The organism is Emticicia sp. C21 (assembly GCF_003418935.1).
GTDB lineage: Bacteria > Bacteroidota > Bacteroidia > Cytophagales > Spirosomataceae > Emticicia.
Genome location: NZ_QVMT01000013.1, coordinates 104,756 through 130,399 on the forward strand (window position 1 = coordinate 104,756; position 25,644 = coordinate 130,399).

At 38.3% G+C, this 25,644-nt stretch carries 16 protein-coding genes; 12 read left to right on the forward strand and 4 right to left on the reverse strand.

Features of this window, described 5'->3' with window-relative positions:
• Window positions 1-9 precede the first annotated feature (9 nt).
• The 11 genes from D0T08_RS23070 to D0T08_RS23120 all read left to right on the forward strand — a co-directional run bounded on the left by D0T08_RS23070 (window position 10) and on the right by D0T08_RS23120 (window position 15,115).
• Window positions 10-1,089 carry an IPT/TIG domain-containing protein gene (locus tag D0T08_RS23070; protein ID WP_116985118.1) on the forward strand — a complete coding sequence of 360 codons (1,080 nt, stop codon included), beginning with the start codon at window positions 10-12 and terminating at the stop codon, window positions 1,087-1,089.
• A 152-nt stretch (window positions 1,090-1,241) separates the two neighbouring features.
• Entirely contained in the window at window positions 1,242-2,360 is a 1,119-nt protein-coding gene (locus D0T08_RS23075) for a glycoside hydrolase family 26 protein (RefSeq protein ID WP_116985119.1), read from the forward strand.
• A gap of 43 nt (window positions 2,361-2,403) precedes the next feature.
• Entirely contained in the window at window positions 2,404-4,230 is a 1,827-nt protein-coding gene (locus D0T08_RS23080) for a sodium:solute symporter family protein (RefSeq protein ID WP_116985120.1), read from the forward strand.
• Window positions 4,231-4,285: 55 nt separating this feature from the next.
• Entirely contained in the window at window positions 4,286-5,482 is a 1,197-nt protein-coding gene (locus D0T08_RS23085; RefSeq protein WP_116985121.1) for a glycosidase, read from the forward strand.
• A gap of 92 nt (window positions 5,483-5,574) precedes the next feature.
• Complete coding sequence (locus tag D0T08_RS23090) at window positions 5,575-6,750, forward strand: AGE family epimerase/isomerase (protein WP_116985122.1); 1,176 nt, start codon at window positions 5,575-5,577, stop codon at window positions 6,748-6,750.
• 65 nt (window positions 6,751-6,815) lie between these two features.
• Window positions 6,816-8,774, forward strand: a complete 1,959-nt coding sequence (locus D0T08_RS23095; RefSeq protein ID WP_116985123.1) for a sialate O-acetylesterase — start codon at window positions 6,816-6,818, stop codon at window positions 8,772-8,774.
• Window positions 8,775-8,791: 17 nt separating this feature from the next.
• Window positions 8,792-9,784 carry an L-glyceraldehyde 3-phosphate reductase gene (gene mgrA, locus D0T08_RS23100; RefSeq protein WP_116985124.1) on the forward strand — a complete coding sequence of 331 codons (993 nt, stop codon included), beginning with the start codon at window positions 8,792-8,794 and terminating at the stop codon, window positions 9,782-9,784.
• 80 nt (window positions 9,785-9,864) lie between these two features.
• Window positions 9,865-11,745 carry a glycoside hydrolase family 44 protein gene (locus D0T08_RS23105; protein WP_116985125.1) on the forward strand — a complete coding sequence of 627 codons (1,881 nt, stop codon included), beginning with the start codon at window positions 9,865-9,867 and terminating at the stop codon, window positions 11,743-11,745.
• A gap of 266 nt (window positions 11,746-12,011) precedes the next feature.
• Complete coding sequence (locus D0T08_RS23110; protein WP_116985126.1) at window positions 12,012-13,769, forward strand: glycoside hydrolase family 9 protein; 1,758 nt, start codon at window positions 12,012-12,014, stop codon at window positions 13,767-13,769.
• 89 nt (window positions 13,770-13,858) lie between these two features.
• Window positions 13,859-14,230, forward strand: a complete 372-nt coding sequence (locus D0T08_RS23115; RefSeq protein WP_116985127.1) for a DUF4406 domain-containing protein — start codon at window positions 13,859-13,861, stop codon at window positions 14,228-14,230.
• Between the two features lie 111 nt (window positions 14,231-14,341).
• Complete coding sequence (locus tag D0T08_RS23120) at window positions 14,342-15,115, forward strand: cupin domain-containing protein (RefSeq protein ID WP_116985128.1); 774 nt, start codon at window positions 14,342-14,344, stop codon at window positions 15,113-15,115.
• 66 nt (window positions 15,116-15,181) lie between these two features.
• On the opposite strand, the gene D0T08_RS23125 is transcribed toward D0T08_RS23120, so the two are convergent.
• The 4 genes from D0T08_RS23125 to D0T08_RS23140 all read right to left on the reverse strand — a co-directional run bounded on the left by D0T08_RS23125 (window position 15,182) and on the right by D0T08_RS23140 (window position 22,435).
• Window positions 15,182-16,822 carry a glucoamylase family protein gene (locus D0T08_RS23125; RefSeq protein ID WP_116985129.1) on the reverse strand — a complete coding sequence of 547 codons (1,641 nt, stop codon included), beginning with the start codon at window positions 16,820-16,822 and terminating at the stop codon, window positions 15,182-15,184.
• An 85-nt stretch (window positions 16,823-16,907) separates the two neighbouring features.
• The gene (locus D0T08_RS23130; RefSeq protein WP_116985130.1) at window positions 16,908-17,810 is read right to left on the reverse strand and encodes a LamG-like jellyroll fold domain-containing protein; all 903 of its coding nucleotides are present in this window, start codon (window positions 17,808-17,810) and stop codon (window positions 16,908-16,910) included.
• A gap of 75 nt (window positions 17,811-17,885) precedes the next feature.
• Entirely contained in the window at window positions 17,886-19,418 is a 1,533-nt protein-coding gene (locus D0T08_RS23135) for a RagB/SusD family nutrient uptake outer membrane protein (protein WP_199538209.1), read from the reverse strand.
• Window positions 19,419-19,447: 29 nt separating this feature from the next.
• Window positions 19,448-22,435, reverse strand: a complete 2,988-nt coding sequence (locus D0T08_RS23140; protein WP_116985167.1) for a TonB-dependent receptor — start codon at window positions 22,433-22,435, stop codon at window positions 19,448-19,450.
• 368 nt (window positions 22,436-22,803) lie between these two features.
• On the opposite strand from D0T08_RS23140, the gene D0T08_RS23145 reads away from it, so the two are divergent.
• Window positions 22,804-25,614, forward strand: a complete 2,811-nt coding sequence (locus D0T08_RS23145; protein WP_116985132.1) for a hypothetical protein — start codon at window positions 22,804-22,806, stop codon at window positions 25,612-25,614.
• The last annotated feature ends 30 nt before the right edge of the window (window positions 25,615-25,644 follow it).

A 25,644-nucleotide genomic window follows, 5' to 3' on the forward strand; every position in this document is an offset into this window, starting at 1 on the left:
AGAATATCAATGAAAAAATATCCATTTAAAAATATACTTTCTCTTCTATCCTTAGCATTGCTACTGGGCTTTACAGTAAGTTCATGTACAGAGGATACAGATGGCAGACCTCAGATTGGCCCTGGCGATCCTAAGTCAGCCGGAATTAAACCGGACTCCGCGGCAGGTGGAACAGTTCTTACCTTAACAGGTACTGGCTTAGGTGATATGCGTTCAATTGTTTTTGAAAAAAATAATGTTCCTGCAGGTTTTCAACCAACCTTAAATACAAGTGAAGCGCTTATTTTCCGTGTACCAGAAGATGCCGCAGGTGGTACGCAAAACATTATTTTTACAAATAGTGCTGGTGCTAAGCTAAGTGTTCCATTTAAAGTATTGGCATTCCCTTCAGTAGCTAGTATATCAAACTACAACTTTACAAAGGATTCTGAAATCACAATTGACGGTAATAATTTAGATGATGTAATTTCTGTTACTTTGACAGGAACAACTGATAAGGCCACAATTGTTTCGAAAACCAAGAAACAATTGGTTGTTAAGATGCCAGCTTCCAGCGTAAACAGTGCAACGCTTGACATCGTAAATGGTACGGGTTTGTTTAAAACTACGCAGGAATTTGTAAATCTCGACAAAGCCCTTCAAGTATTTACCGAAGGCTATGGCGAAGGTTTTGCAGATGGTTCATGGGGAGATGCAGGTGCTATTTCAACAGCACAATTTAAAACAGGACTTAAATCTGTAGGTAAAAACTATCAGAAAGGTAACTGGCACTTGATTAACTTTACGAATTGGTGGCCAACTGTTCCATATTCAGCCGACTATAAATATCTTTCGGTTTGGATTAAAGGTGCATCCGAAGATTATTCGCTATATATCACTACCGATGCCAGCAAAGCCGGATTCGGAAATTTTGCAGATGCTAATAAATTGAATGTGAAAGCAGGCGTTTGGAACTACTTTAAAGTGAAATTATCTGATATCGACTTCTGGTCGGCAGGTAAGAGCCTACAACAATTAGGTTTCAGAATCCAGGGACCAGACAAACAAGATGAAGTATTCTATTTTGATGACGTGATTCTTGTGAAGTAATATTTAGTGATTTAGTGAATGAGTGATTAGTTTTCATTTCCGGATATAAATTGAAATCAAAATTTATAATCACTCATTCACGCAATCATTCAATCCCAATACATCTAACCACTCCGGGGTAGTTAACCACTACCCCTATTTTTAAAAAACCTATGAAAACCGCTACAACTTTTCTTTTATCATTTCTTGTCTCTCTCCTCAGCTTTGGACAGGTAGATAAAAAAGCCACAAAAGAAACTAAAAATCTTTATCGTAATTTATTAGCCACTCAGAAGCAGGGAGTAATGTTAGGACACCAGGATGGGCTTGCCTACGGTCTGAATCCTGATGGCACCAGATGGATTGGACAAGATGGACGCTCTGATATTAAAACAGTCTCAGGAGAATATCCGGCTGTTTTAGGTTGGGATTTAGGAAAAATTGAATTTGATAGTACACGCGATCTTGACAAGGTACCTTTTGTCAAAATGAGACAATATATTAAAGAAACGTATGAGCGCGGAGGGGTAAATACCATAAGCTGGCATTTAAATAATCCTACTGACCCTAAGAAAACCAGTTGGGATAAAGCAGATTCAACTATTAAACATATTTTTGATAATACAGATAACCTGAAAAGATATGAAGGATGGCTGGATAATGTAGCCAACTTCATCAAAAGTCTTAAAGGCTCGAAAGGTGAATTGATACCTGTTATTTTCCGGCCGTATCATGAGCATACAGGGTCATGGTTCTGGTGGGGAGCAGGGCATTGTACACCCGAGGAATACAAAAAAATGTGGCGTTTTACAATTGATTATTTAGTAAAAAAGAAAAACGTGCATAATATATTGATTGGCTATTCTACTGATAGATTCAACTCAAAAGAGCATTATTTAGAGCGCTATCCTGGCAATGATTACGTGGATATAATAGGTTTTGACATTTATCACAGAGATGCCCCTGCCAGTAACGAAAAATTCAAGAAAGATTTTCAACGAATGGTTAGCACACTGGAAGAGATTGCAACAGAAGACAACAAGCCTTGTGCTGTAACCGAAATGGGGCTGGAACAGGTTACCGAGGCTGATTGGTGGACAAATATTGTATTACCAGTAGTTCAAGACAGTAAACTTTCTTACTTTCTGGTTTGGAGGAATGGATATGACCGACACTATTACGCCCCTTACGAAGGACAGAAAAGCGTTCCTGATTTCTTAAAAATGATTCAATCTGGTAAGGTTTTATTAGAAAAAGGGGCCACAAAAAAAAATCTATATAAAGGAAAATAATCTATTTGCTGAATCAAACTGATACCTGAATACCACCCTTTTTATGAAAATACACCTCTTAGACGGCATTGTTATACTTGTTTACCTGCTTATTGTTTCTTCCATCGGATTTATAATGAGGGAACGGGCAAAACGTAACAAGGATGAATACATGCTGGGTGGTAATAAATTACCCTGGTGGATGTTGGGTATTTCGAATGCCTCAGGGATGTTTGATATTTCAGGTACGTTATGGATGGTTTCTATAATGTTTATTTATGGCGTAAAAAGCATCTGGTTGCCCTGGTTATGGCCTGTATTTAATCAGGTTTTTATGTTTGCTTATTTATCAATCTGGTTACGCCGTTCGAACGCTTCTACGGGAGCAGAATGGATGCTTACCCGATTTGGAACAGGGCCGGATGCCATGCGTTCGCATAAAATCATTGTGGCCTTTGCTTTATTGAGCTGCCTGGGTTTTATGGCATATGGATTTATTGGTTTAGGGAAATTTATAGAAATCTTTATTCCTATTGAAGCTGTTCAATCTTATCTGCCATTTACCGTTCCTGCTTCGTTTACAGCCCATTTCTATGGTATTATATTCACGCTTTTTGCGGTACTATACTCCATTATGGGTGGCATGTCAAGCATTGTATGGGCAGACGTAGTACAGTATTCTTTAATGGCTTTGGGTTCAATAAGTATCGCTATCATTGCAATGACAGAGTTAGGTGGGCAATCTTTACCTGTGCCCAATGGTTGGTTTGATTTGTCTTTCGGATGGAATTTAGGTATTGATTGGAGTAATATCATACCGGAAGTCAATGCTAAAATAAAAGAAGATAAGTTTGACCCGTTTGGTGTATTCTTCTCTTTAATGACAGCTAAAGGAATATTGGCAAGTTTGGCTGGCCCTGCTCCCAATTATGATATGCAGAAGATTCTCTCAACCAAATCACCAAGAGAGGCAGCCATGATGAATATGTTTGTAAATATTGTACTGCTTCCTACTCGCTACCTGATGATAATCGGATTTACAGTATTAGGATTACTCTACTATAAAGACCTGAATATTCAGACAGCTACAGGTGTTGACTTTGAGCGCATTCTTCCGGCAGCTATACTCAAATTTGCTCCTGCTGGTTTAATGGGTTTGTTTTTAGTAGAATTAATGGCAGCTTTTATGGGCACATTTGCAGGTACACTCAATGCTGCACAAGCCTATATAGTAAATGATATTTATCTTAAATCAATTAAGCCCAAAGCCAGCAATAAAGAGATTAGTCAGATGAATTATATCTCTGGGGTAATTATGGTAGCTATTAGTATTGTGCTTGGTATTTTTGCTAAAGACGTAAATACTATTTTACAATGGATAGTTGGAGCGCTATATGGAGGTTATATAGCAGCCAACGTATTGAAATGGCATTGGTGGAGATTTAATGGCAATGGCTTTTTCTGGGGTATGTTCGCAGGGATTGCTTCGGCTATGGTATTACCAACGATATTCTCTGCCACTCTCCCACTCTATTATTTCCCTATCATTCTATTATTGTCGGTTATTGGTTGTGTATCTGGTTCTCTTATGACGCCATCTACAGATATAAGCGTGTTAAAAAGTTTTTACAAGAATGTACGTCCATGGGGTTTCTGGCAGCCGATATTGGATGAGGTGAAAAAAGAAGACCCTTCTTTTGAGCGGAATAAAGATTTCGGTAAAGATATGTTCAATGTGGTAATAGGCACAATAGCCCAGACAGCAATCACAGCATTGCCTGTATTTATGGTATTGCTAAAACCACAACAAAGCATTGTTTCAGCAGTAGTATTGTTGATGTGTATATTAATACTGCGTAAAACATGGTATCAGAAGCTACCAAATGATTAAGATTTTGTACCAACCTATAATTATACTTACCCAAAAACAAAACTAATTTTATAAAATGACCTTTTTTGAAAATAGACTTTCGCTACTTCAACAAACGCATCAAGCATTAATTGAGCAGCCGAATGAAAAAGTTGAACTCGGTAATGGAATTTATGATCGTTATAAGAATCCGGTATTAACTGCTGCTCATACACCTCTCTTCTGGCGCTATGACTTAAACCAAGATACCAATCCATATCTAATGGAAAGATTCGGTATAAATGCTACTTTCAATGCCGGAGCCATTAAATGTAAAGGAAAATATCTTTTGGCTGTGAGAGTTGAAGGTTTAGACCGCAAATCTTTCTTTGCTATTGCCGAAAGCCCGAATGGTATTGATAATTTTAAATTCTGGGACTACCCTATAACCATGCCCGAAACTGATATTCCTGATGGTAACGTATATGATATTCGTTTGGTGGCTCATGAAGACGGTTGGATATATGGCTTATTCTGCACCGAACGCAAAGATCATCATGCAAAAAAAGGAGACGAATCTTCAGCAATAGCGCAATGTGGCATTGCACGTACCAAAGATTTTAAACATTGGGAACGTCTGCCAGATTTAAAAACGCCATCACCTCAGCAACGCAATGTAGTATTACATCCTGAATTTGTCAATGGCAAATATGCTTTATATACTCGTCCGCAAGACGGTTTTATCGAAGCTGGAACTGGCGGTGGAATTGGTTTAGGTTTTACTGATTCGATGGAGAATGCAATTGTAGAGAAAGAATATATTGTTGATGAAAAGCGATATCATACGGTTTATGAGGTAAAGAATGGTCAAGGTCCTGCTCCACTTAAAACGTCGCATGGCTGGTTACATCTAGCGCATGGTGTGCGCAACACCGCTGCCGGATTACGCTATGTCCTTTATCTATTTATAACTGACTTGGATGATCTGACAAAAGTGATTCATAAACCTGCCGGATATTTTATTGCACCGGAAGGAGCAGAACGTGTGGGTGATGTATCAAATGTGACCTTTTCTAATGGGTGGATTCTTGATGATGATGGTACTGTATTTATTTATTATGCTTCATCTGATACCCGTATGCATGTAGCTACCAGTACGATTGATAAATTAATCGACTATTGTATCAATACCCCAGAAGATGGTTTCCGCTCGGCCGCTTCAGTAGAAAGCCTGAATACGATTATAGAAAAAAATTTAAGCTATAAAGACACAAAAAGACTGATTAATGCCTAAATTTTGGGTCTGAATGGATTTTATTCTTCACCCACACAATCATTCAATTGTACATTTACCAGGCTCTATACCTATTAAATCTCTTTTCAGAAATGGATTTGAAAACCTTTCGTAGCGAAGTTGAAAAAGAATTAGATAATATTCTGAACTACTGGATAAAATATTCGGTAGACAAAGAACATGGTGGATTTTACGGCAAAATTACCGCCGGCGACCAGATTATTAAAGATGCTGATAAAGGTCTGGTTCTGAATAGTCGTATTCTCTGGACTTTTTCAGCTGCTTATATTCATCAACCCAAGCCTGTCTATAAAGAAATGGCAAAGTGTGCGTATGATTATCTTCTGGAACATTTCTGGGATAAGAAAAACAGTGGCGGTTATTGGTCGGTTGATTATCTGGGCAATCCTAAAGAAACCCATAAGCAAATTTACGGACAGGGATTTATGCTCTATGGTTTCTCAGAATACTACAGAGCTTTTCATGATAAACATGCGTTGGACAAAGCTATTGAACTTTTTCAGATTCTGGAGCACGTGGCCTATGACCCGAAACATGGTGGTTACTACGAGGTAACTTCTGCTGACTGGAAAATCATTCAGGACAAGGTAATAACCCAAGGTAAAGAAGACCAGAAGAAATCAATGAATACGCATCTGCATATCATTGAACCATTCACTAATTTATACAGAGCATGGAAAAATGACCATCTGGCCAAGCAAATCAAAAGCCTGCTCAAAGATTTTACCGAACATATTGTTGATAAACAAACACATACACAACACCTATTCTTTGCCGATGACTGGACAGTAAAGTCTGATATTGTTTCATTTGGGCACGATATTGAGTCTTCATGGTTATTGGTTGAAGCGGCAGAAGTTTTAGGAGATAAAAAGCTAATAGAGCCAATCAGAAAGTTGGCCGTACAAATGGCTAAAGCATCAGAAAAGGGTCTGGATACTGATGGTGGAATGTTCAACGAGCAGGATGCTCATCATCTGAATAAAGAGAAACACTGGTGGGTACAAGCAGAAGCCATGGTAGGTTTTCTGAATGCCTATGAAATATCTAAACAAAAAGAATTTTTGGATCATTCTGTGGCAAGTTGGGATTTTATCAAAAAATCATTGATTACCCCAAGTGGAGAATGGTATTGGGGCTTGGATGGCAATAATCAACCCATGAAACGTCAAGATAAAGCTGGTTTCTGGAAATGCCCTTATCACAATGCGCGTGCGTGTATGGAAGTTATCAGAAGATTATCGTAAGTTTTGCGCAAAAAATAATAATTTTAGAGCCTAAAATTATTCAACCTCCCTTAAACGACCTTTTTATGAAACGATGCGTATCGGTTCTGCTGCTATTGGCTTTACATTCAGCAGCATTCGCACAACTAAAATTAGCCCGACTGTTTTCAGACCACGTCGTGCTTCAACGACAAAAGCCCATTCCTGTCTGGGGTTGGGCTGCTCCCAATGAAAATGTAAAAGTGTCCTTAAGCAACCAATCTCAATCTGCTAAAGCTGATGCATCTGGCAAGTGGATGGTGAAGTTCACTCCGATGGAAGCTGGTGGCCCCTACCAGTTGAATGCCACTGCAAAGTCGGGTAATCTGACTGTGAATGATATTCTCGTTGGCGAAGTCTGGCTATGTTCCGGTCAGTCTAATATGGAGTGGCGGGTTGCGCAGGCGAATAATTATATTCAGGAAAAGCAAAACGCAGATTATCCTAAAATCAGACATTTTTTTGTGGATCATGAAGTAATGATGACCCCACAAGCCGATTTAAAATCAGGAGAATGGAAAGTCTGTTCCTCTGAAACGGTTGGTAATTTTACGGCCGTTGGCTTCTTCTTCGCCCGTGAATTATATCAGAAATTGAATATTCCGGTGGGTTTACTTCATTCTTCATGGGGAGGCTCGCAGATTGAGGGCTGGATTAGCAAAGAAGCTATGCTGACAGATAGTGAATTAAAATCTTACGCACAAAGCTTACCTGATAACTGGGCGGATGCAGATAAAATTCATGACGCAAAAACGAGAAAGAATTTATTGGGTAGTGAAAGCATCGATCCATCTGCAGAAGATGAGAAAAAGTACTTTGAGGCCAATTATGATTTCTCAAAATGGCTAAGTGCTGGCAATCCGTTGGGACAATGGGATTGGAAAGGAGTCTGGATGTTCCGCGGAAATGGATTCATGGCTCGCACTATTGACATGCCTGCCGATATGGCTTCTAAAGAAACAACTTTAGGCTTGGGTATTCAGGATGCGCAGAATCAGATTTTTATCAACGGGAAATTGGTATATGAGGGTGCTGAAAAAGGTATTCGCAAAATCAGTATTCCTGCCAATACCTGGAAAGCAGGTAATAATCAGTTAATGATAAAATTCGGTGGAATGGTGAACCCATCCTGGTATGGACTGGGCTTAATGGGAAGTGCTGACGATTTATATGTAAGTGCAGGTACGGACAAAATCAGTCTCGCGAATGGTTGGAAAATTATGCCCTCATTTGCTGACAAGCATGAATATGTACATTCAAGTAATAATCTGGGAACAACTATCTATAATTCAATGATTGCGCCTTTAGTGCCTTTTGCCATCAGAGGTGCCCTATGGTATCAGGGAGAAAGTAATGCCGGAAGAGCCTATCAATATCGTACAAGCTTCCCGTTAATGATTAACGATTGGCGCAAGCAATGGAAAGATGATTTCTCTTTCTATTTTGTTCAGTTGTCAAGCTATGGCGATTATCAGACCAGTAATCAAGGGAGTAATTGGGGTGAGTTAAGAGAAGCCCAAACCATGACCTTAAGTCTGCCTAAAACGGGTATGGCCGTAACAACGGATGTTGGTAACCCTAAAGATATTCACCCGACAAACAAGCAGGATGTAGGGCATCGTTTGGCTATAAATGCTTTGAAATTTGACTATAACCAGGATGTCTTACCATCCGGGCCGATGTATGAATCTGTAAAGTTTGAAGATGGTAAAGCGACACTCTCTTTCAAATATATTGGCAAAGGCTTAATGGTAAAAGATAAATTCGGATACCTGAAAGGATTTGAAATTGCCGGAGAGGACAAGGCTTTCTATTATGCTAAAGCTGATGTTATAGGTGATAAAGTTGTGGTATATCACCCGAAAGGTGTAAAACCTATAGCAGTAAGATATGCCTGGGCTGATGCGCCGGATGATGCCAATCTATATAATACTGATGGTTTACCGGCCAGTCCGTTTCGCACGGATGATTGGAAAGGCTTGACAGTTGGAAAGAAGTTTGAATAGTTTTAACCAAAGATTCTATGAGCTACGAAGCAAATCCTACCCGATACGAACAAATGACATACCGCCGTTGTGGTAAAAGTGGCATTAAGTTACCTGCCATTTCTTTAGGACTCTGGCATAATTTCGGTGGTGTCGATGTTTTCGAAAACTACCGGGCTATTCTGCGCACCGCTTTCGATAATGGTATTACCCATTTTGATTTAGCCAATAATTATGGCCCACCTCCCGGTTCGGCTGAAGAGAACTTTGGATTGATACTAAAAAAAGACTTTACTCAGTATCGTGATGAACTGATTATTTCTTCAAAGGCAGGCTATCTGATGTGGCCGGGACCTTATGGTGAGTGGGGTTCAAAAAAATATCTGGTGGCAAGTCTTGACCAAAGCCTTAAACGCATGGGTTTAGATTATGTAGATATATTTTATCACCATCGTCCTGACCCCGATACACCTTTAGAAGAAACTATGTCAGCACTGGATTTAATTGTGCGACAAGGTAAGGCTTTATATGTAGGTATTTCTAATTATCAGGCAGAAGATGCTGCTAAAGCCATTGCAATTCTGAAACAGTTGGGAACACCTTGTTTAATCCATCAACCTAAATATTCTATGTTTGAGCGTTGGGTTGAAGGAGGATTATTAGATGTTCTGGGCGAAAATGGTGTGGGTTGTATACCTTTCTCTCCTCTGGCACAGGGCTTATTGACAGATAAATATCTGAAAGGTATTCCGGTAGATTCGAGAGCCGCAAAAACTCATGGACATTTGCAGGAAAATCAGGTAAGTGAAAGCGTAATTGCTAAAATCCACCAGTTAAATGATTTAGCTCTGGAACGCAGTCAGACCTTAGCACAAATGGCTTTATCATGGTTATTGAAAGATTATAGAGTTACATCAGTATTGATTGGTGCAAGTAGGGTTTCTCAACTGGAGGATTCACTGCGATGCCTGCACAATCTGGATTTCACCCATAATGAACTCCAAAAGATAGAAAGTATATTAAACGGTTAATAAGAATAAATTTCGTAAACGGTCATGCTATACTGTTTTGTATAGCATGATTTATTTGATTATTGTAAAATTTTATTGTCATGAAAAAATTATCCATACTTCTTACATGCATAAGCCTGAACATTGCAGCACAGGTTACTATCAAAATAGACCCTACAAAAGAGGTAAAACAAATTTCACCTTTTCTCTACGGGCGAAACAATTCCTTTTCTTCAACCAATCCGAATGAACAATTATCAGCAGAAGACTTAACCCGTTTGCGTGATGCTGGGGTAAGATTCTTTCGGGAAAGTGGTGGCAACAATAGCACCAAATACAACTGGCGTAGGAAATTATCAAGCCATCCGGACTGGTATAATAATGTATATACCAACGATTGGGATAATGTGGCCCGGAATTTACAGAAGAATTTTCCCAACGCACAAGGCATGTGGGCGTTTCAATTGATAGGGATGGCCGCTAAAACCAACCAATATAATTTTAACGATTGGGAATATAATCGTTCAAACTGGTGGGAAGGAGTCAATCAGAATTTAGCGGGGGGCGGGGTACTCAATACCACAGGAACAAAAGCAAAAACTGATGGTGATCCAAACCTATACTTAGAAAAATGGACGGCCGATTCAACTACAGGTATTCTTGACCATTGGTTTGGGTCTAAGGGTATAGGTTTAGACAAAAGTAAAATCATTTTCTGGAATATGGATAATGAAGCAGAAATCTGGAATGGTTCGCACGATGATGTTGTACCGAAACCTATTTCTGCTGAGGAGTTTATGCAGAAATATTTTGCTGTTGCAAAAAAAGCCCGTAAGAAATATCCTGACATTAAATTAGTTGGACCTGTTACTGCCAATGAATGGCAATGGTATAACTGGCCCACTACTATCAATCATGAAGGCAGAAATTATCCGTGGTTAGAGTATTTTATTAAGCGAGTAGCAGAAGAGCAAAAAGCAAGCGGTATTAAATTACTCGATGTGTTTGATATTCACTTCTACCCTCCTACCAAAGTGAATGATGAAATTGTACAATTGCATAGAGTATTTTTCGATAGAAACTATATATACCCGGGGTCCAACGGAGTAAAAAATGTCAATGGTTCATGGGATAATAGTCAGAATAAAGAGTACATTTTTGGTCGGATAAATGATTGGCTCACTAAATATATGGGTGCTAATCATGGCATAACACTTGGCTTGACAGAAATGGGAATTGAGGGTGATAATGCAAATGTAACAGCTGTCTGGTATGCATCTACTATTGGTGAATTTATGAAAAATGGGGTTGAGATTTTTACTCCCTGGTATTGGAAACCAGGTATGTGGGAAACACTTCATTTATTAAGTAAATACAATAAAACCAGTTCAATTAAAGGCGAGTCTTCTAATGAAACTCTGGTTTCAGCTTATCCAAGCATTAATGCCAAACAAGACTCAATTACAGTGGTTTTAGTGAATAGGTCTGGTACTGCCGCTCAGAATATCAATTTGAGCTTTGATAATTTTGTACTGAATAATCAGCAGTTAAAGGCATTGAGTCTGAAGTCTTTGCCTAATACAGAAACATTCTTCTCTGATACTAAAAATGCTTTAGTAGAAAGTAATCTGACTATTACTGATAATAAAATTAATATCTCTCTGCCACCATTTTCTGTTACTTCAATTCAATTGTCAGGCAAAGTGGGCCAGGTAAGTATTTTAGGAAAAGAAACAGAAGAAGAGTTAGCTATCAAGGTATTTCCTAATCCATCAAGCGATAAAATAACTATTCAATGGGAAACTGGGGCATTTGAGAAAATTGAGTTGATTGATGTACAGGGAAGAAAGGTTTATGAACAAGCGATCCAAAAAGGCACTAAAACAACCGAAATTAATCATAGCCTGACAGAAAAAGTTTATTTGGCAAGATTGATACAAAATGAGAAAGTTGTAGTTAAGAAAATAGTAATTCAAAGGTAATCTGGCATTAAACCATCAAGTCAATAGGATATTTTTCTTTTAAGCCTAATAAATAATTGTCAAGTTGACAGTTATTTAGTTTATTAGCATACGTTTTGATTCCGTGAAATCAGAACTGATATAAAATTAAATTAAGCAATCCCAGGTCTGAAAAGATAACCAAAGTAAATTACGATAGGCAAATTATAACTTTGCCCACAAATACCAGCCACACTTTCTGATAAATTTGAAGCGAGTGTGGCTTTATTTTTAAACTCCCTACTACCATGACTCAATTATTCAACCTCAAGAAAATATCGTTACAATTAACTTTATTGTTTTGTTTGCAACAAGTATTAGCCCAACCTGAAAATATCAGATTGAATCAGGTTGGCTTTTATCCGAAAGGGCCAAAAACAGCCGTTTGGGTTGGCGATATCCAAACTGGTTTTGTAATATTGGCGCAAAACAAAAAAGATGTTGTCTTCATAGGAAAACTATCTGCACAAAGAACAAATGCGATTTCTCAAAAAACAACACAGATAGCAGATTTCTCAGCCTTTCAAAAACCAGGAAAGTATTATATTTCTATTCCCGATAAAGGTATCTCCTACCCATTTGAAATCAAAAACGATATTCATAGAGAAGCAGCAAAAGCATCTTTGAAAGGCTTTTATTATCAAAGAGTCTCAACAGATTTGCCTGAAAAATTTGCAGAAAAATGGCATAGAAACGCTGGACACCCAGATGATAAGGTTCTGGTACACCCATCAGCAGCTAGTAGAGAGCGTCCTGAAAATACTGTTATTTCTTCGCCAAAAGGCTGGTATGATGCCGGGGATTATAATAAGTATATTGTGAACTCAGGTATCACAATGGGCACATTATTCTCCTTGTATGAAGACCATCCTTCTTATTTCAAAAGCTTTGAAATCAATATTCCTGAAAGCAAGAATGGTATCCCTGACTTATTGGATGAATCTCTTTGGAATTTAAGATGGATGCTTACCATGCAAGACCCGAACGATGGGGGAGTTTATCATAAATTAACAAATCCTTCTTTTGATGGAATGGTAATGCCTGATAAAGCTGTTAAGCCTCGCTATGTGGTTCAGAAAAGTATTACTGCCGCACTTGATTTTGCGGCAGTGATGGCGCAAGCTAACAGAGTTTTCAAGCCTTTTGAAAAACAATTGCCGGGTTTAGCTGACTCTTGTCTGACTGCGGCACTAAAAGCATGGGAATGGGCAAAGGCCAATCCGAAAGCATTGTATTTACAAAATGAAAATAACAAGCAATTTGACCCTGATGTGGTAACAGGAGAGTATGGTGACAGAAATAGTGCAGACGAATGGATCTGGGCAGCGACTGAATTATGGATTACTACTAAAGATGATAGTTATTCGTTGCAAACCAATTTATTTCCTGACAACAATCTCCCATTGCCAACGTGGGGTCAGGTGCGAATGCTTGGGTATTATAGTTTAATACGATCAGAGAAAATCTTAACTCCTAAAGGCAAGCAGACATTACCGGAGCTTAAAAAACAGATTACCAGCTTTGCAGACAATCTTCTTAATGGAGTTAATCAACAGGCTTTTAACACGGTGATGGGTAAAACTGCCAGGGATTACATGTGGGGGAGTAGTTCGCATGCGGCTAACCAAGGAATAGCCCTTTTACAAGCTTACAAAATTACAGCTGATAAAAAGTATCTTGAGGGCGCATTAAGTAATTTAGATTACCTATTAGGCAGAAATGCTATCGGATACTCCCTACTTACAGGTTTTGGTTCTAAGCAAGTGATGCACCCACACCACCGTCCTTCGGAAGCTGATAGTATAGCTGAACCAGTTCCAGGGTTACTTTCTGGTGGTCCAAATCCAGGTCAGCAGGATAAGTGCACAACTTATACGACCAAAATTGCCGATGAGTCATTTACAGATGACGTTTGTTCTTATGCCTCTAATGAAATTGCCATTAACTGGAATGCGCCAATGGTGTATCTGGCAGCGGCTATTGAGGCGCTTCAAAAGAAATTCTGATTTTACCATTAGCTAAAATTAAATCACTCTGCTTATGAGAAGAGATATATTTGAGTAACTTTAACCTTTACTCAAATATAATTTACCTGATGGAGAAACAACAAATGATTCTGATTGCCGGGCCATACCGTTCCGGAACAAACGATGATCCGGCCCTGATTGAAAAAAACGTGCATTTCATGCATGAGATGGCTTTAGAAGTTTATAAAAAAGGACATCTTCCGGTTTTAGGTGAATGGTTTGCTTTACCATTAATAGCAACAGCAGGTTCTAGACAAATGGGTGATGAGATATTCAATCAGATATTCCATCCGGTTGCTGTAGATTTGATTAGTTTCTGTACGGCAGTATTAAGAGTTGGTGGGCCATCAAATGGGGCAGATGAAATGACAAGCACAGGACAAGCAAAGGGTAAAATCATTTATCATGATATTAACGAGATTCCTGATTTGAGGAATTGAGTGAATGTGTGATTGAGTTAATTAGTGATTTAGTCTGCACGATCCGGTGTTGAGTGATTGGGTGATTATACAAAAAGTTTTAATTCCAATTGATCTTTAACTATCAACCTTATGAAATTTCCTCTACTTCTCTCCTTTTTTTGCTGTGCATTAGTTGGTATCGGGCAGGATGCTTTTAAGCCCATTGAAGCAAAAATTTATCATTGGGCCGATGCACCTGTGACCAAAAAAGAGAATATGGAGCAAAGGCCTTTGTTGGAAGGAAGTTCAGTACACTTTAAGCATATCAAAATACATGCAACCACAGTTTATCCGCATCAATCACCACACCCAAGTCATAATCACGAGGAGGAAGAAATGATTATTGTAAAAGAAGGAGAATTAACTGTAACCATTGAGGGTAAAACTCAGATTTTAGGCACTGGAAGCGTAGTATTAATTAATTCCGGTGAAGAACATGGCTTTACGAACAAAGGTGATAAGTATCTTACCTATTATGTGATGCGCTATGAATCAAGAGAACCTAAGAATCTTGAAAGGGGTAAGCAGGCAGGTGGTTCATTTATGATTAACTGGAAAGATATACCCTTTCAGGCGCATGACAAAGGTGGTATCAGGAAGTTTTTTGATAAGCCTACTTCCATGACAAAGCGTTTTGAAATGCACGTAACTACCTTAAAAGAGGGTTTAGAAAGCCATCCACCCCATACGCATAAAGCGGCAGAAATATTATTGCCTATTGATAATATAGCCGAAGAGCACATCGCCGGAACATGGATAAAAGCGGGCATTGGAGATATTATCTTTTTAGAGTCGAATGTGCCTCATGCTATCAGAAATATTAGCAAAGGAACTGTCACATATTTTGCGTTTCAGTTTGAATAAAAAAACAAAGCCTTTGGCATTGCCAAAGGCCTGTATGAAACAAATCTACTTTTATGGTTGGGTTAATTATTCAAAACCTAATTTAGTTTTTCCGGTTTTTACTTCCGGACACGACATAAATAATTTCCAGAGTAATCCGGTGCGATGATTTTCAATCATACATATAATTGGTCCCTGATCGATTGCTAAGAATGAATCGGCAAACCAGATATTTGTCAGATTAAAGGCATCTGCAAAACCATAGTTTTTCCAGATTTTATCTCCTAATTTATAATAGAAAAAATGCAAAGCTGCCATTGATTCTTTAGGTGTATAAGGCATAGCTGATAAAGCCGCCGTCGGGCTGATAACCCCTAAATCTTCAGTTGGCGAGTGAGCTGCATAACCCGTATTGGTATCGCTGGCTGTTAAACCCCAACAATTCGGGCCATAGCCATTGTATTTTTTCGGATTAGCCAGACAGTAGCCATAATTAACTTTCGTATGTGCTACGTTCTGCTCCCAATAATTGGCATATTTATCTTTCAGATTACGAGGGTCTAAACCCAAAAAAGAATAATGTGAGAAAAACAACGGGCCACCATATTCAAAACCTAATGGTAATACCGTACCATAATAGGTTTTTCCATTCTTCATTGCGCCATTATTTGCCCAGCCATTATCATATACTTCTTTAGGAATAGGATGCGTTGGTGATGCAGCAGCTAAGAAGTAGGTAATCAGGCATTCATTCCAACCTCTTATCTGGTGATTCATTTTCCATTCAACAGTTGGTGACCAATGCCAGTATAATACTTTTTCGCTGCCTTTAGTGAACCAATCCCATTCTACTGCTTCCCATAGATCGTTAATATCTTTTCTTAATTTGGTTTCATCCGCATTCCCTTGATTAAAGTATTGACGGGTGGTCAATAGCCCTTGAATCAGATAGGCAGTTTCTACTAAATCAGCCCCATTATCATTAGTACTGAAAGGGACAGTTGCTCCGGTAGCTCCATTCAGCCAGTGAGGAAATACACCATGATAACTTTTTGCTTTATTTTTAAGAAAGTCTGTGATTTTTAACATTCGATCCAAACCTTCTTTACGTGTAATAAAGCCTCGCTCAATTGCCACCGGAATAGTCATGACGCCAAATCCCGAACCACCTGAGGTGACAATATCACCAGAAGTATTACGTTCACGGGCTAAACCTGAAACCGGATGGCCGAAATCCCAGAAATACTTAAATGTCTGTTTCTGAACCAAAGTCAATAATTCTTCATCACTGATACGAGGAAATTTATCGGTCGTATCCACCTGAGTGGTTAACCCAACTTTGATTGAAGTATTGAATAAGGTTTTATTCTTTGATACTAATTCCGGATTAACCGTTAAATCGTACTGCGTTATACTTTTTAATGGTTGTTGCGGAACAATGCTGACAGAACTGTCAAGATTTGAAAATGACAGATTTAAAGGTACTTTAACTGATGAGTTTTTTTCCTGCAAAGTGATATTCGTCTGAGCGGATTCTTTATTCAAAGGAGCGGAAAAGGAAATGTCGACTTTGGGCAAAAGATTAAGGTTATTCACGCTAAACCCAGCAGATTGACTACCATTAACTGCCACAGTTTTGTAAAAAAACTGCTCTGGTGCAACTACGCTCTGGGTTTTACATGAAAACAGGATTATTGCTAATACAATACCCAAATGGAAGATTTTCATGCGAATTTTCTTTAAAATAATAAATAAAGAAGCACCCACCCACAAGGATAGGTGCTTCGGAATAATTGAATTAACCGATAATGAATTATCTTCCGGCTACTTCTAATTGATATAATGCGTTAATGTCAGCATCAGAAAGAGCTTTATTAAACACACGGATTTCATCAATTTGTCCGTTGAATAAGGTTTGCCAAACCTGAGCAGGAGAATTAGCGTATCCTGTATTTGCATTAGCAAAACCACCCACCAGAACCGACGTTGTTGCAGGGAAAACTAAGGCACCTAATTTACCGTCTTTTCTAATTCTGAAGTTTTTATTAGAAACTACTTCACCGTTACCATAAATATCAATAGCTGAAGTAGATGCATCATATTTCACTACGATTTGAGTCCATTTACCTGAACCTTTTACAATTTTGTAATCTGTTCCGATTACACCATAGTTATTCAGGTTATCATGTCCTTCTCTTGTTCCGCTAGAATATTGTCCTATTACACCTTTCAATACCAATGTATCACTCGTTGGTTTGTAAGAAGCTGTCTCTAACATTACTTCAATAGGCCCGCCCCAATCTTTAGCAGCAGTGGTAGTTTCGTTCAATGCAAAAATACTTGAAGCAGAAGTACCGTTATTTTTTGTATTTACCCAGGCAGAAACTGTGAAATTTCCAAAACCATTCGCACTGTTTAATGCCGTAATAGTCGCCGGATAACGTAGATAACCGTTAGTCAGGTTAACTGCCTGTCCTTTAACACCAGTAGTAAACGTGGCATTTTCTGATTTTTCAGCAGCAATTCCTGATTTTGCCTCTTTATTGTCACCATTAAAACCCCAGTAAGCTACCAGACTTGAAGAACCAACTTCGTCTGCACTATTATACCCACCGATTGGTGGCAAACTAGGAGTATCATCAGAACATGATGCAAAAAAAATACCCGCAGTCAGCACGCCTGCCATAATTCCCAATGAAATTTTACTCGTCTTCATAAATAGAAAAAATTTGTTAAATTGTAAATAATTGTTGGTTGAATGGGAGCCTGTTTTTACAGGCTCCTTTGGTTTTTAGTATCCGTTGTTTTGTGTAAGTTTTCCACCGCTTAAGGCAATCTGCAAAGACGGAATAGGCAGTAACTCATTCACTCCGGCTCTGAAATTTTTATTAGTAACCGATAAAACCTGAGCAGCTCTACCTGTTCGCACTAAATCAAAGAATCGATCATGCTCTAATGCTAATTCAACATGACGCTCTTGCCACACAGCTTCTCTCACTTGTGTTTGAGAGCCAACTGTCAAAGCTTTTAGCCCGGCACGCTGCCGTACTCTATTCAAATTGACTATTGCTTCAGCAGGCTTACCTAATTCGTTGGCAGCTTCAGCATTGATTAATAATACTTCAGCAAAACGGAGCAAGTGAAGATTTTTCTGCTTTTTGTCACGATTACCTAACCAGTTTTCTACGTTTTTGTTTTCTGAATGATAAGCTTTGTAGTTGTAACGAAGGTTCTGAACTGAATCGGCACTTGGAATACGGAAGCCGTCAAATAAGGTTGTTCCGGTATGTTTTCCGCTATTATCTATAAAGATAATGGTAGAATTCATACGCAAGTCTCCGGGTTCGTAGGCACTCACGAGGCTTGGTGATGGTGTACCAAAACCCCAGCCTAAGTCAGTCCAACCGCCTAGGCCTCCTACGCGTGGTCCTTGAGACATCGAATAATTGCTTATACCAAAATCAGAATTGTTGAATTGCCCGGTCTGCACCTCAAAAACATCTTCTCTGCTATTATCACCGGCCTGACGCCAGATAGTAGAATAATCAGGTAATAAATCATACTGACCTGAGTTCATTACTTCTTTTGATAAATCATAGGCTTTCTGCCATTGTTTGCGATACATATATACCTTAGCAAGCATAGCTTGGGCAGTTCCCTTAGAGATTCTACCTGGTCCGGTTTGAGTTTTCAATGGCAGATTATCTGCGCCAAATTGCAAGTCGTCAGTAATTAACTGATAGATTTCATCAACACTGGCTCTGGTCTGAAAAACAGGATCGTTGTTGGCATCGCTGGCATCCTTTGGCACACGTGTAATTTTAGGTACTGCACCAAACCATCTTACCAGATTGAAATAATAATAACCACGAATGAATCTTACTTCTCCGCTTAAACGCTTTTTAGTGGCATCGTCCTGATTTGAAGCCTCAATGATAGCCAAAGCATTATTTACTTTAGCAATACCATTATAGTGTCCACTCCAAAGAGCCTGCACAAAAGAGTTAGTTGATGTTACCGAAAAATCATCAAGTACCCCGGCTGTCTGCTGCTGGTCAATAGGTGTGCTACCTTTTTCGGCATCATCCGACAGAATATTGGTAGCAGATACAAAAGCAAAACCATGTATATCTCCTTCCGCTCCGAATGATTCGCCTGTCAACAGGCTATTATAAACACCTATTACCAAGTTCTGAACCAGATTAGGGTCTGTATCAGCAGTCGGCTTGCCTTGTAGAGGAACCTCAAGGAAATCGCTGCTACACGACGATGCCCATAGAAGCAAAAAAGCAGAAGTACTGATTTTTAAAATATTTTTTTTCATTGATTTCATAATTAAAAGTCTTGTGTTGATTAAAACCCTACATTCAGTCCAACCGCTAATGTTTTAGCTGTTGGATACGCATTCAATTCAATCCCCGCTTTTGTTGGGTCACCAGGCAATTCAGGCGTAAATCCTGAGTATTTTTTAAATGTGAAATAGTTTTGTGCCGTTACATACACTCTGGCAGAAGCAATTTTTAGTTTGTTGAGAAGTGTTGATGAAATGTTATAACCTAAGGCAATATTATTGATACGGATAAAATCACCTGACTCAACGAAATAGGTAGAGGCTGGCAGATTGCCTGAGTTAGCTGCAGGTTCGTCATTTACTCCACTTCCTCTTGACCAACGTCCATAAGCCATAGATGCTTCCACGTTATCATATAATCCTTGTCTGAATGCGCGTTTACCATTATAAACCTTATTGCCGAAGTTACCGTAAGCATCTACGCTTAAATCAAAATCTTTATAGGTAAATCCTAAATTCAGACCGAAATAAGCTTTAGGTTGATATGAGCCAACAAATACACGGTCGTTGTCATCAATTTTTCCATCACCGTTTGTATCCTGATACTTGAAATCTCCGGCAGATGCATTTGGTTGAATTGCTTGTCCGTTTGTACCTTTATAAGCAGCAACTTCATCATCGGTCTGGAAAACGCCTAATACCTGTAAAACATAGAAGCTACCCACAGGTTGTCCGTTATCAGTTTTGGTAGTATACTGTTGTCCAGCCCCAATACCACCATCAATAATCGGTTGACCTCCATTCAGACCAATTACTGTGTTTTTATTGAAAGTGATATTTCCACCAATACGATAACTCATATCATCATTAATCTTATCTCTCCAATTCAAGGCCGTTTCAAAACCTGTATTTCTGATGGAAGCAGCATTAGTTAATACAACCCCATCTTTATCTCCGGTTACTGATGGCACTTTTACATTGATTAAGAGGTTATGCGATTTTTTGTCATAAAACCCTAATTCTCCTTGCAATTTGCCGTTCAACGCACTAAATTCTAAACCTAAATCTGCTTCTTCGGTCGTTTCCCATTTCAGATTCGGGTCTTTGATTTGGGTAATGGCTGAACCAGGTGTAGCGACACCACCACCAAACGGATAAGCAAGGTTTGGCTCAACGGTTACGATATACCCATCAGAACTGATACGGTCATTACCTACACGACCCCAGCTTGCGCGAAGCTTAATAGTCTGGAATATCGATTGTCCTTTCAAAAATTCTTCATTCGTCAAAACCCAACCTGCACCGAACGAAGGAAAATAACCCCAACGATTATTAACAGGAAATCTTGAACTACCATCTGCACGCATAGTTGCTGTGAAAAGGTACTTATCGTTAAAGTTATAATTTAAACGACTGATATAAGAATTTCTTGCCCATCTGTCCCCCTCTCCGCTATTAGTTGAAGTATTGGCATTACCAGTGTTGATATACCAAAGGTTTTTGGAAGCAGGTACGTCTCTTCGGAATGCAGAAAATTTACTCTGGCTATATTGCTCAGCAGTTGTCCCCACCATTACCCCTAAAGTATGCTTTCCGAATGTCTGGTTATAAGTAAGCGTATTATCCCATACCCAGCGGAAGATATTTTCATTGGTAACTGTCAGATTACTATTTGGATTACGTTGATTTCCACCAGCCAGAATAAAAGTGGTCTGGTCATTATTAAACTGATAATTATATTCACGGGCATTTCTGTAATTTGCATCTCCCCCAATGCTGCTGCGGAACGTCAACGATTTAATGGGATTAGATTCAAGATAAGCAGATGATTGCAAACGATTTATAACAGCATAGTCATCATTATTATTAATATCTAACACTGCATTTCCTACATTCTGAAAGAGGGAAGTATTCCCATATTTACCATCTTTCATGGCTTCAATGGTAGGTGAAGCTCTATATGCATTGTTATAGGCAGCATTCAGATTCACGTTCTGATCACGGCTATTTGAGAAAGAGGTGGCAATACCCACTCTCAGTTTTTCATGAAGTGTAAAATCATCATTCAGGCGTGCAGTGAAGCGTCTGAAATTATTCTTGATAATAATCCCTTCATCACCCAGATATCCAAGACTCAAATAATGTTTTGACTTATCAGTACCACCTGAAATAGATAAATTATGATTCTGCATAAATGCTTCTCTCAGAATCTGCCCATACCAATCTGTTGAAACTGTTCCGGCAGGAAACGGTTGTCCACCGCTAGCAGCACTCACATAGTTGGCATATTCTGCGGCATTAGCCATCTTCACCAGATTTGCTGCCGAACGCATACCTGCCTGTACATTATAATTAACTGCCATCTTTCCGGCCACACCTTTTTTGGTCGTAATAATTACTACACCATTTGCTCCACGAGAACCATAAATAGCGGTAGCAGAAGCATCTTTTAAGATATCAACATTGGTAATATCTGCTGTATTGATATTGCTGATATCATCTGTTAATACACCATCAACCACAAAAAGAGTTGCTGTACCGGCTAAGGCTGTTCCTGTACCACGAATACGAATATTTGGTGAACTACCCGGACGGCCACTACTTATAATCTGAACCCCAGCAACCTTACCTTGAATGGCCTGAGTTGGGGTCATAACAGGTTGTCTGGCTAATTCTTCTCCTTTCACACTTGATGTCGCCCCGGTTACATCTACCTTACGCTGTGCACCATATCCTATTACTACAACCTGCTCCAATTCATTGGCTGATTCTTCAAGCCCGATAGTTAAGGTTGTCTGATTATTTACTGCTACTTCTTTATTAGTATAACCAATAAAAGAAACAACTAAAGTGGCATTAGGCAATGCATTGATACTGAAGTTTCCCTCGAAGTCTGCCACGGCTCCGGAATTAGTATCTTTAATTCTGACAGAAGCCCCGGGAATGCCTTCTTTTGTTTTCTGGTCAATAACTTTTCCTGAAATTTTAGTCTGGGCAAAAGTAATGGAACAGCTAAACAAAAAGAGGAAAATAACCAAGCCTCCTTTCATAGATTTGATGAGAGAATTTTTATTCATACGGTAATTAACGAATGTAAGAAATTGTTTTGTTGTGTTCTTTAACATGAAATAAGCGCTACAAAAAACCAGAGAAGCGATTGGGTTAGCACATCATTCTCTGTGTTTAACCAACGAACATCGGAAGAATACTAATTAACTATCTATAAAGTATTAATGTTTAAAAAATCTGATTTATTGAAATAAACAAAGATTTTATTTGATTTATCTGACGCAAAGTACAGGTTTTTAATTTCATTATCCTAAAAAATTGCCACATCAATACTACATCATTTTACTTATTTTCTACGTTTTTTAGTTACTTTTACCACATCATGTATAAAAACTGACACATCATAAAGATGTTAGCTAAAAAATTGAATCTTTTCTTTCGGTCATTTATACTACTGCTGCTTTGGGGTGAATCTTATTCACAAAGGCTTGCTGATTTATGTCAGCCTGACTTATTTAATTACTCGCATCAGACTTATAAGGCTCATCGGCAAAACTGGGGGATTACACAGAACCCTATTACCCAATTTATGTATTTTGCTAATTCGAAAGGACTACTGGAATTTGATGGAACGCAATGGACCACTTATGAATTACCTGCCAAGCAAATTGTACGTTCAGTAGCGTGTGACAAAACAGGAAGAATTTATACAGGTGCTTTGGGAGAATTTGGTTATTGGGAGAAATCAGCCAACGGTAGTCTAACTTACCATTCACTAAAATCATTGATCAAAGAGAGTCAGTTTAGTCAGGAAGAAATCTGGCATATTGTTGAAACTTCAAACGGCATCATTTTCCAATCGTTTGCCTATATGTACATTTTGCAGAATAATGCTGTAAAGAAACTACCGACTCCCGGTAACATCCTCTTTGCATTTGATGTGAATGGTAGATACTTTCTGGAAGTACTTGATAAAGGGCTTTACGAAATTATTAATAATCAATTTATTTTTATACAGAATAGCGAATTTCTAAGAAATGAATTGGTACATACCATTCTCCCTGATAGAGAGGTTTCAAGTTTTCTGATTGGTACTAACAAAGGCTTATACAAATATGATGGTAGCTCTTTTAAACCTTTCAATCAGCAATTGCAGCAGTTTGTTCAACAAAATCAATTAAATACAGGAGTAAGGCTTAATAATGGTGGCTATGTATTCGGGACAATACTAAACGGAGTTATCATAACTGATGCCCAAGGAAATATCACTAACTACTTCAACCAAAAAAATGGTTTACAGAATAATACAGTCCTTTCATTAAAAAGCGATGAAAATGGTAATGTATGGTTAGGATTGGATAAAGGCATTGCTATGATAGCTCTAAGCTCTCCTTTTAAGTATTTTGAAGATATTGAGGGAGAATTGGGTACGGTTTTCGATGCCGCAATTTTTCAAAATAACTTATATCTGGCAACTAATCATGGAGTGTTTTATACTTCAGTAATTAAACCTAATAAACAATTCAGTCTTGTGCCAAATACCCAAAGCCAGACCTGGGATTTAGAGGTAATTGATAACCAATTGCTTTGTGGCCACAACAATGGCACATTCAGAATCGATAACCTGAAGGCAACTCCTATTTCTATCATTACAGGAGGATTAGTGATAAAATCGTTAAAGAATTATCCTAATCATCTCATACAAGGCACTTATACCAAACTCTGTATTTATGAAAAGGATAAATCGGGCAAATGGGCTTTCTCTCATACCATAGACAATTTTTCCGCACCAGTTAAGCAACTCGAAGAAAATGAGAAGGGAGAGATTTTTATCAATACCTTAAACAATGGCATTTATAAAATGCAACTTTCTGGCGATTTAAGAAAGGCGGATAAATATGTAGCCATCAAGCAGGATTTTATTCCAAAAAACCTAACAAAAGTTAGGGACAAAATTGTAGTTACAACAGATAAGGGGGTTTTAGAATATGACAATAAAAGCCAGTCTTTTCAGCCTGTAGAGTCATTGAAAGAATATACGAATATGCAAAACATATTCCCTATCAGTGATAGCGAGCAGTGGTATCTGAAAACCAATGGTTCTTTTGGCAGCATTTCACCACAAAGTGTCTGGCTGGAATTGCCTCTTAAGAAAGATACATGGGTAAGTGATTATGAAAACTTAAAAGTCTTTGGCTCAACTTTTTTCTTTTGCAAAGAAAACGGCTTTACTATTCTTGAACGGAATAGTATTCCAAATCTCTTAGGATTAAAAGGAAAGAAGCCAATCATCAGAAGCGTAAAAGTTGAAAACCAACCAGATTTAAATCAGTATTTTACAAAAAACGATTCCAGGCAAAATCTGGAATTTAAGTATAACCAGAATACACTACAATTTACCTTTAGTTCTTCCGATTATTCATCTTCGGTCAGATTCAGTTATTGGTTAGAAAATAATATGACACGTTGGTCTGAGTTTTCTGAGAATTATGAAAAAGAGTTTAATAATTTATCTCCCGGCTCTTATATACTGCATTTACGCACTAATACAAGTGATACAGAGACCGTACTTCACTTTGTAATTAAAGACCCATGGTACTGGAATCCCTGGAGTAAGGCATTGTATTTAATTCTATTCATCAGCATATACTATTATCTCTATAAACTGCACTTGAAAAGATTGAAAGAACAAAATAAGAAGCTGGTCCAAGAGAAAGAAGAAGAATTGAAAAGGCAACAAGAGAAAAGTAAGCAGGAAATAGTAACCCTAAGAAATCAACAATTAGAACAGGACATTATCAGAAAATCAGAGGAGCTGGCAAATTCGACCATGCAATTGATTAAAAAGAATGAATTATTACAACAACTTAAAACTGAAAGTCAGGAATTAGAAAGCCATACGAAAGCAGGATCTTTAAATCATATTATTAAGTTGATTGATAATAATATTTCATCAGGGCATGATTGGCAAGTATTTGAACAGAATTTCAATCGGGTGCATGAAGAGTTTTTTAAGAAGCTCTTGGAGCGTTATCCTGATTTATCACCCGGAGACTTAAGGTTGTCTGCCTATCTTCGCATGAATCTTTCGTCTAAAGAAATTGCTCAATTATTAAATATCACCTTTCGCAGTGTTGAATTGAAACGTTACAGGCTCAGGAAAAAACTAAATCTTGAAACAGAAGAGAATCTGGTGGAATGGTTGATAGGAGAGTTTTAAATAAAAAGTGCCTATCTGGAAATTCTGTCA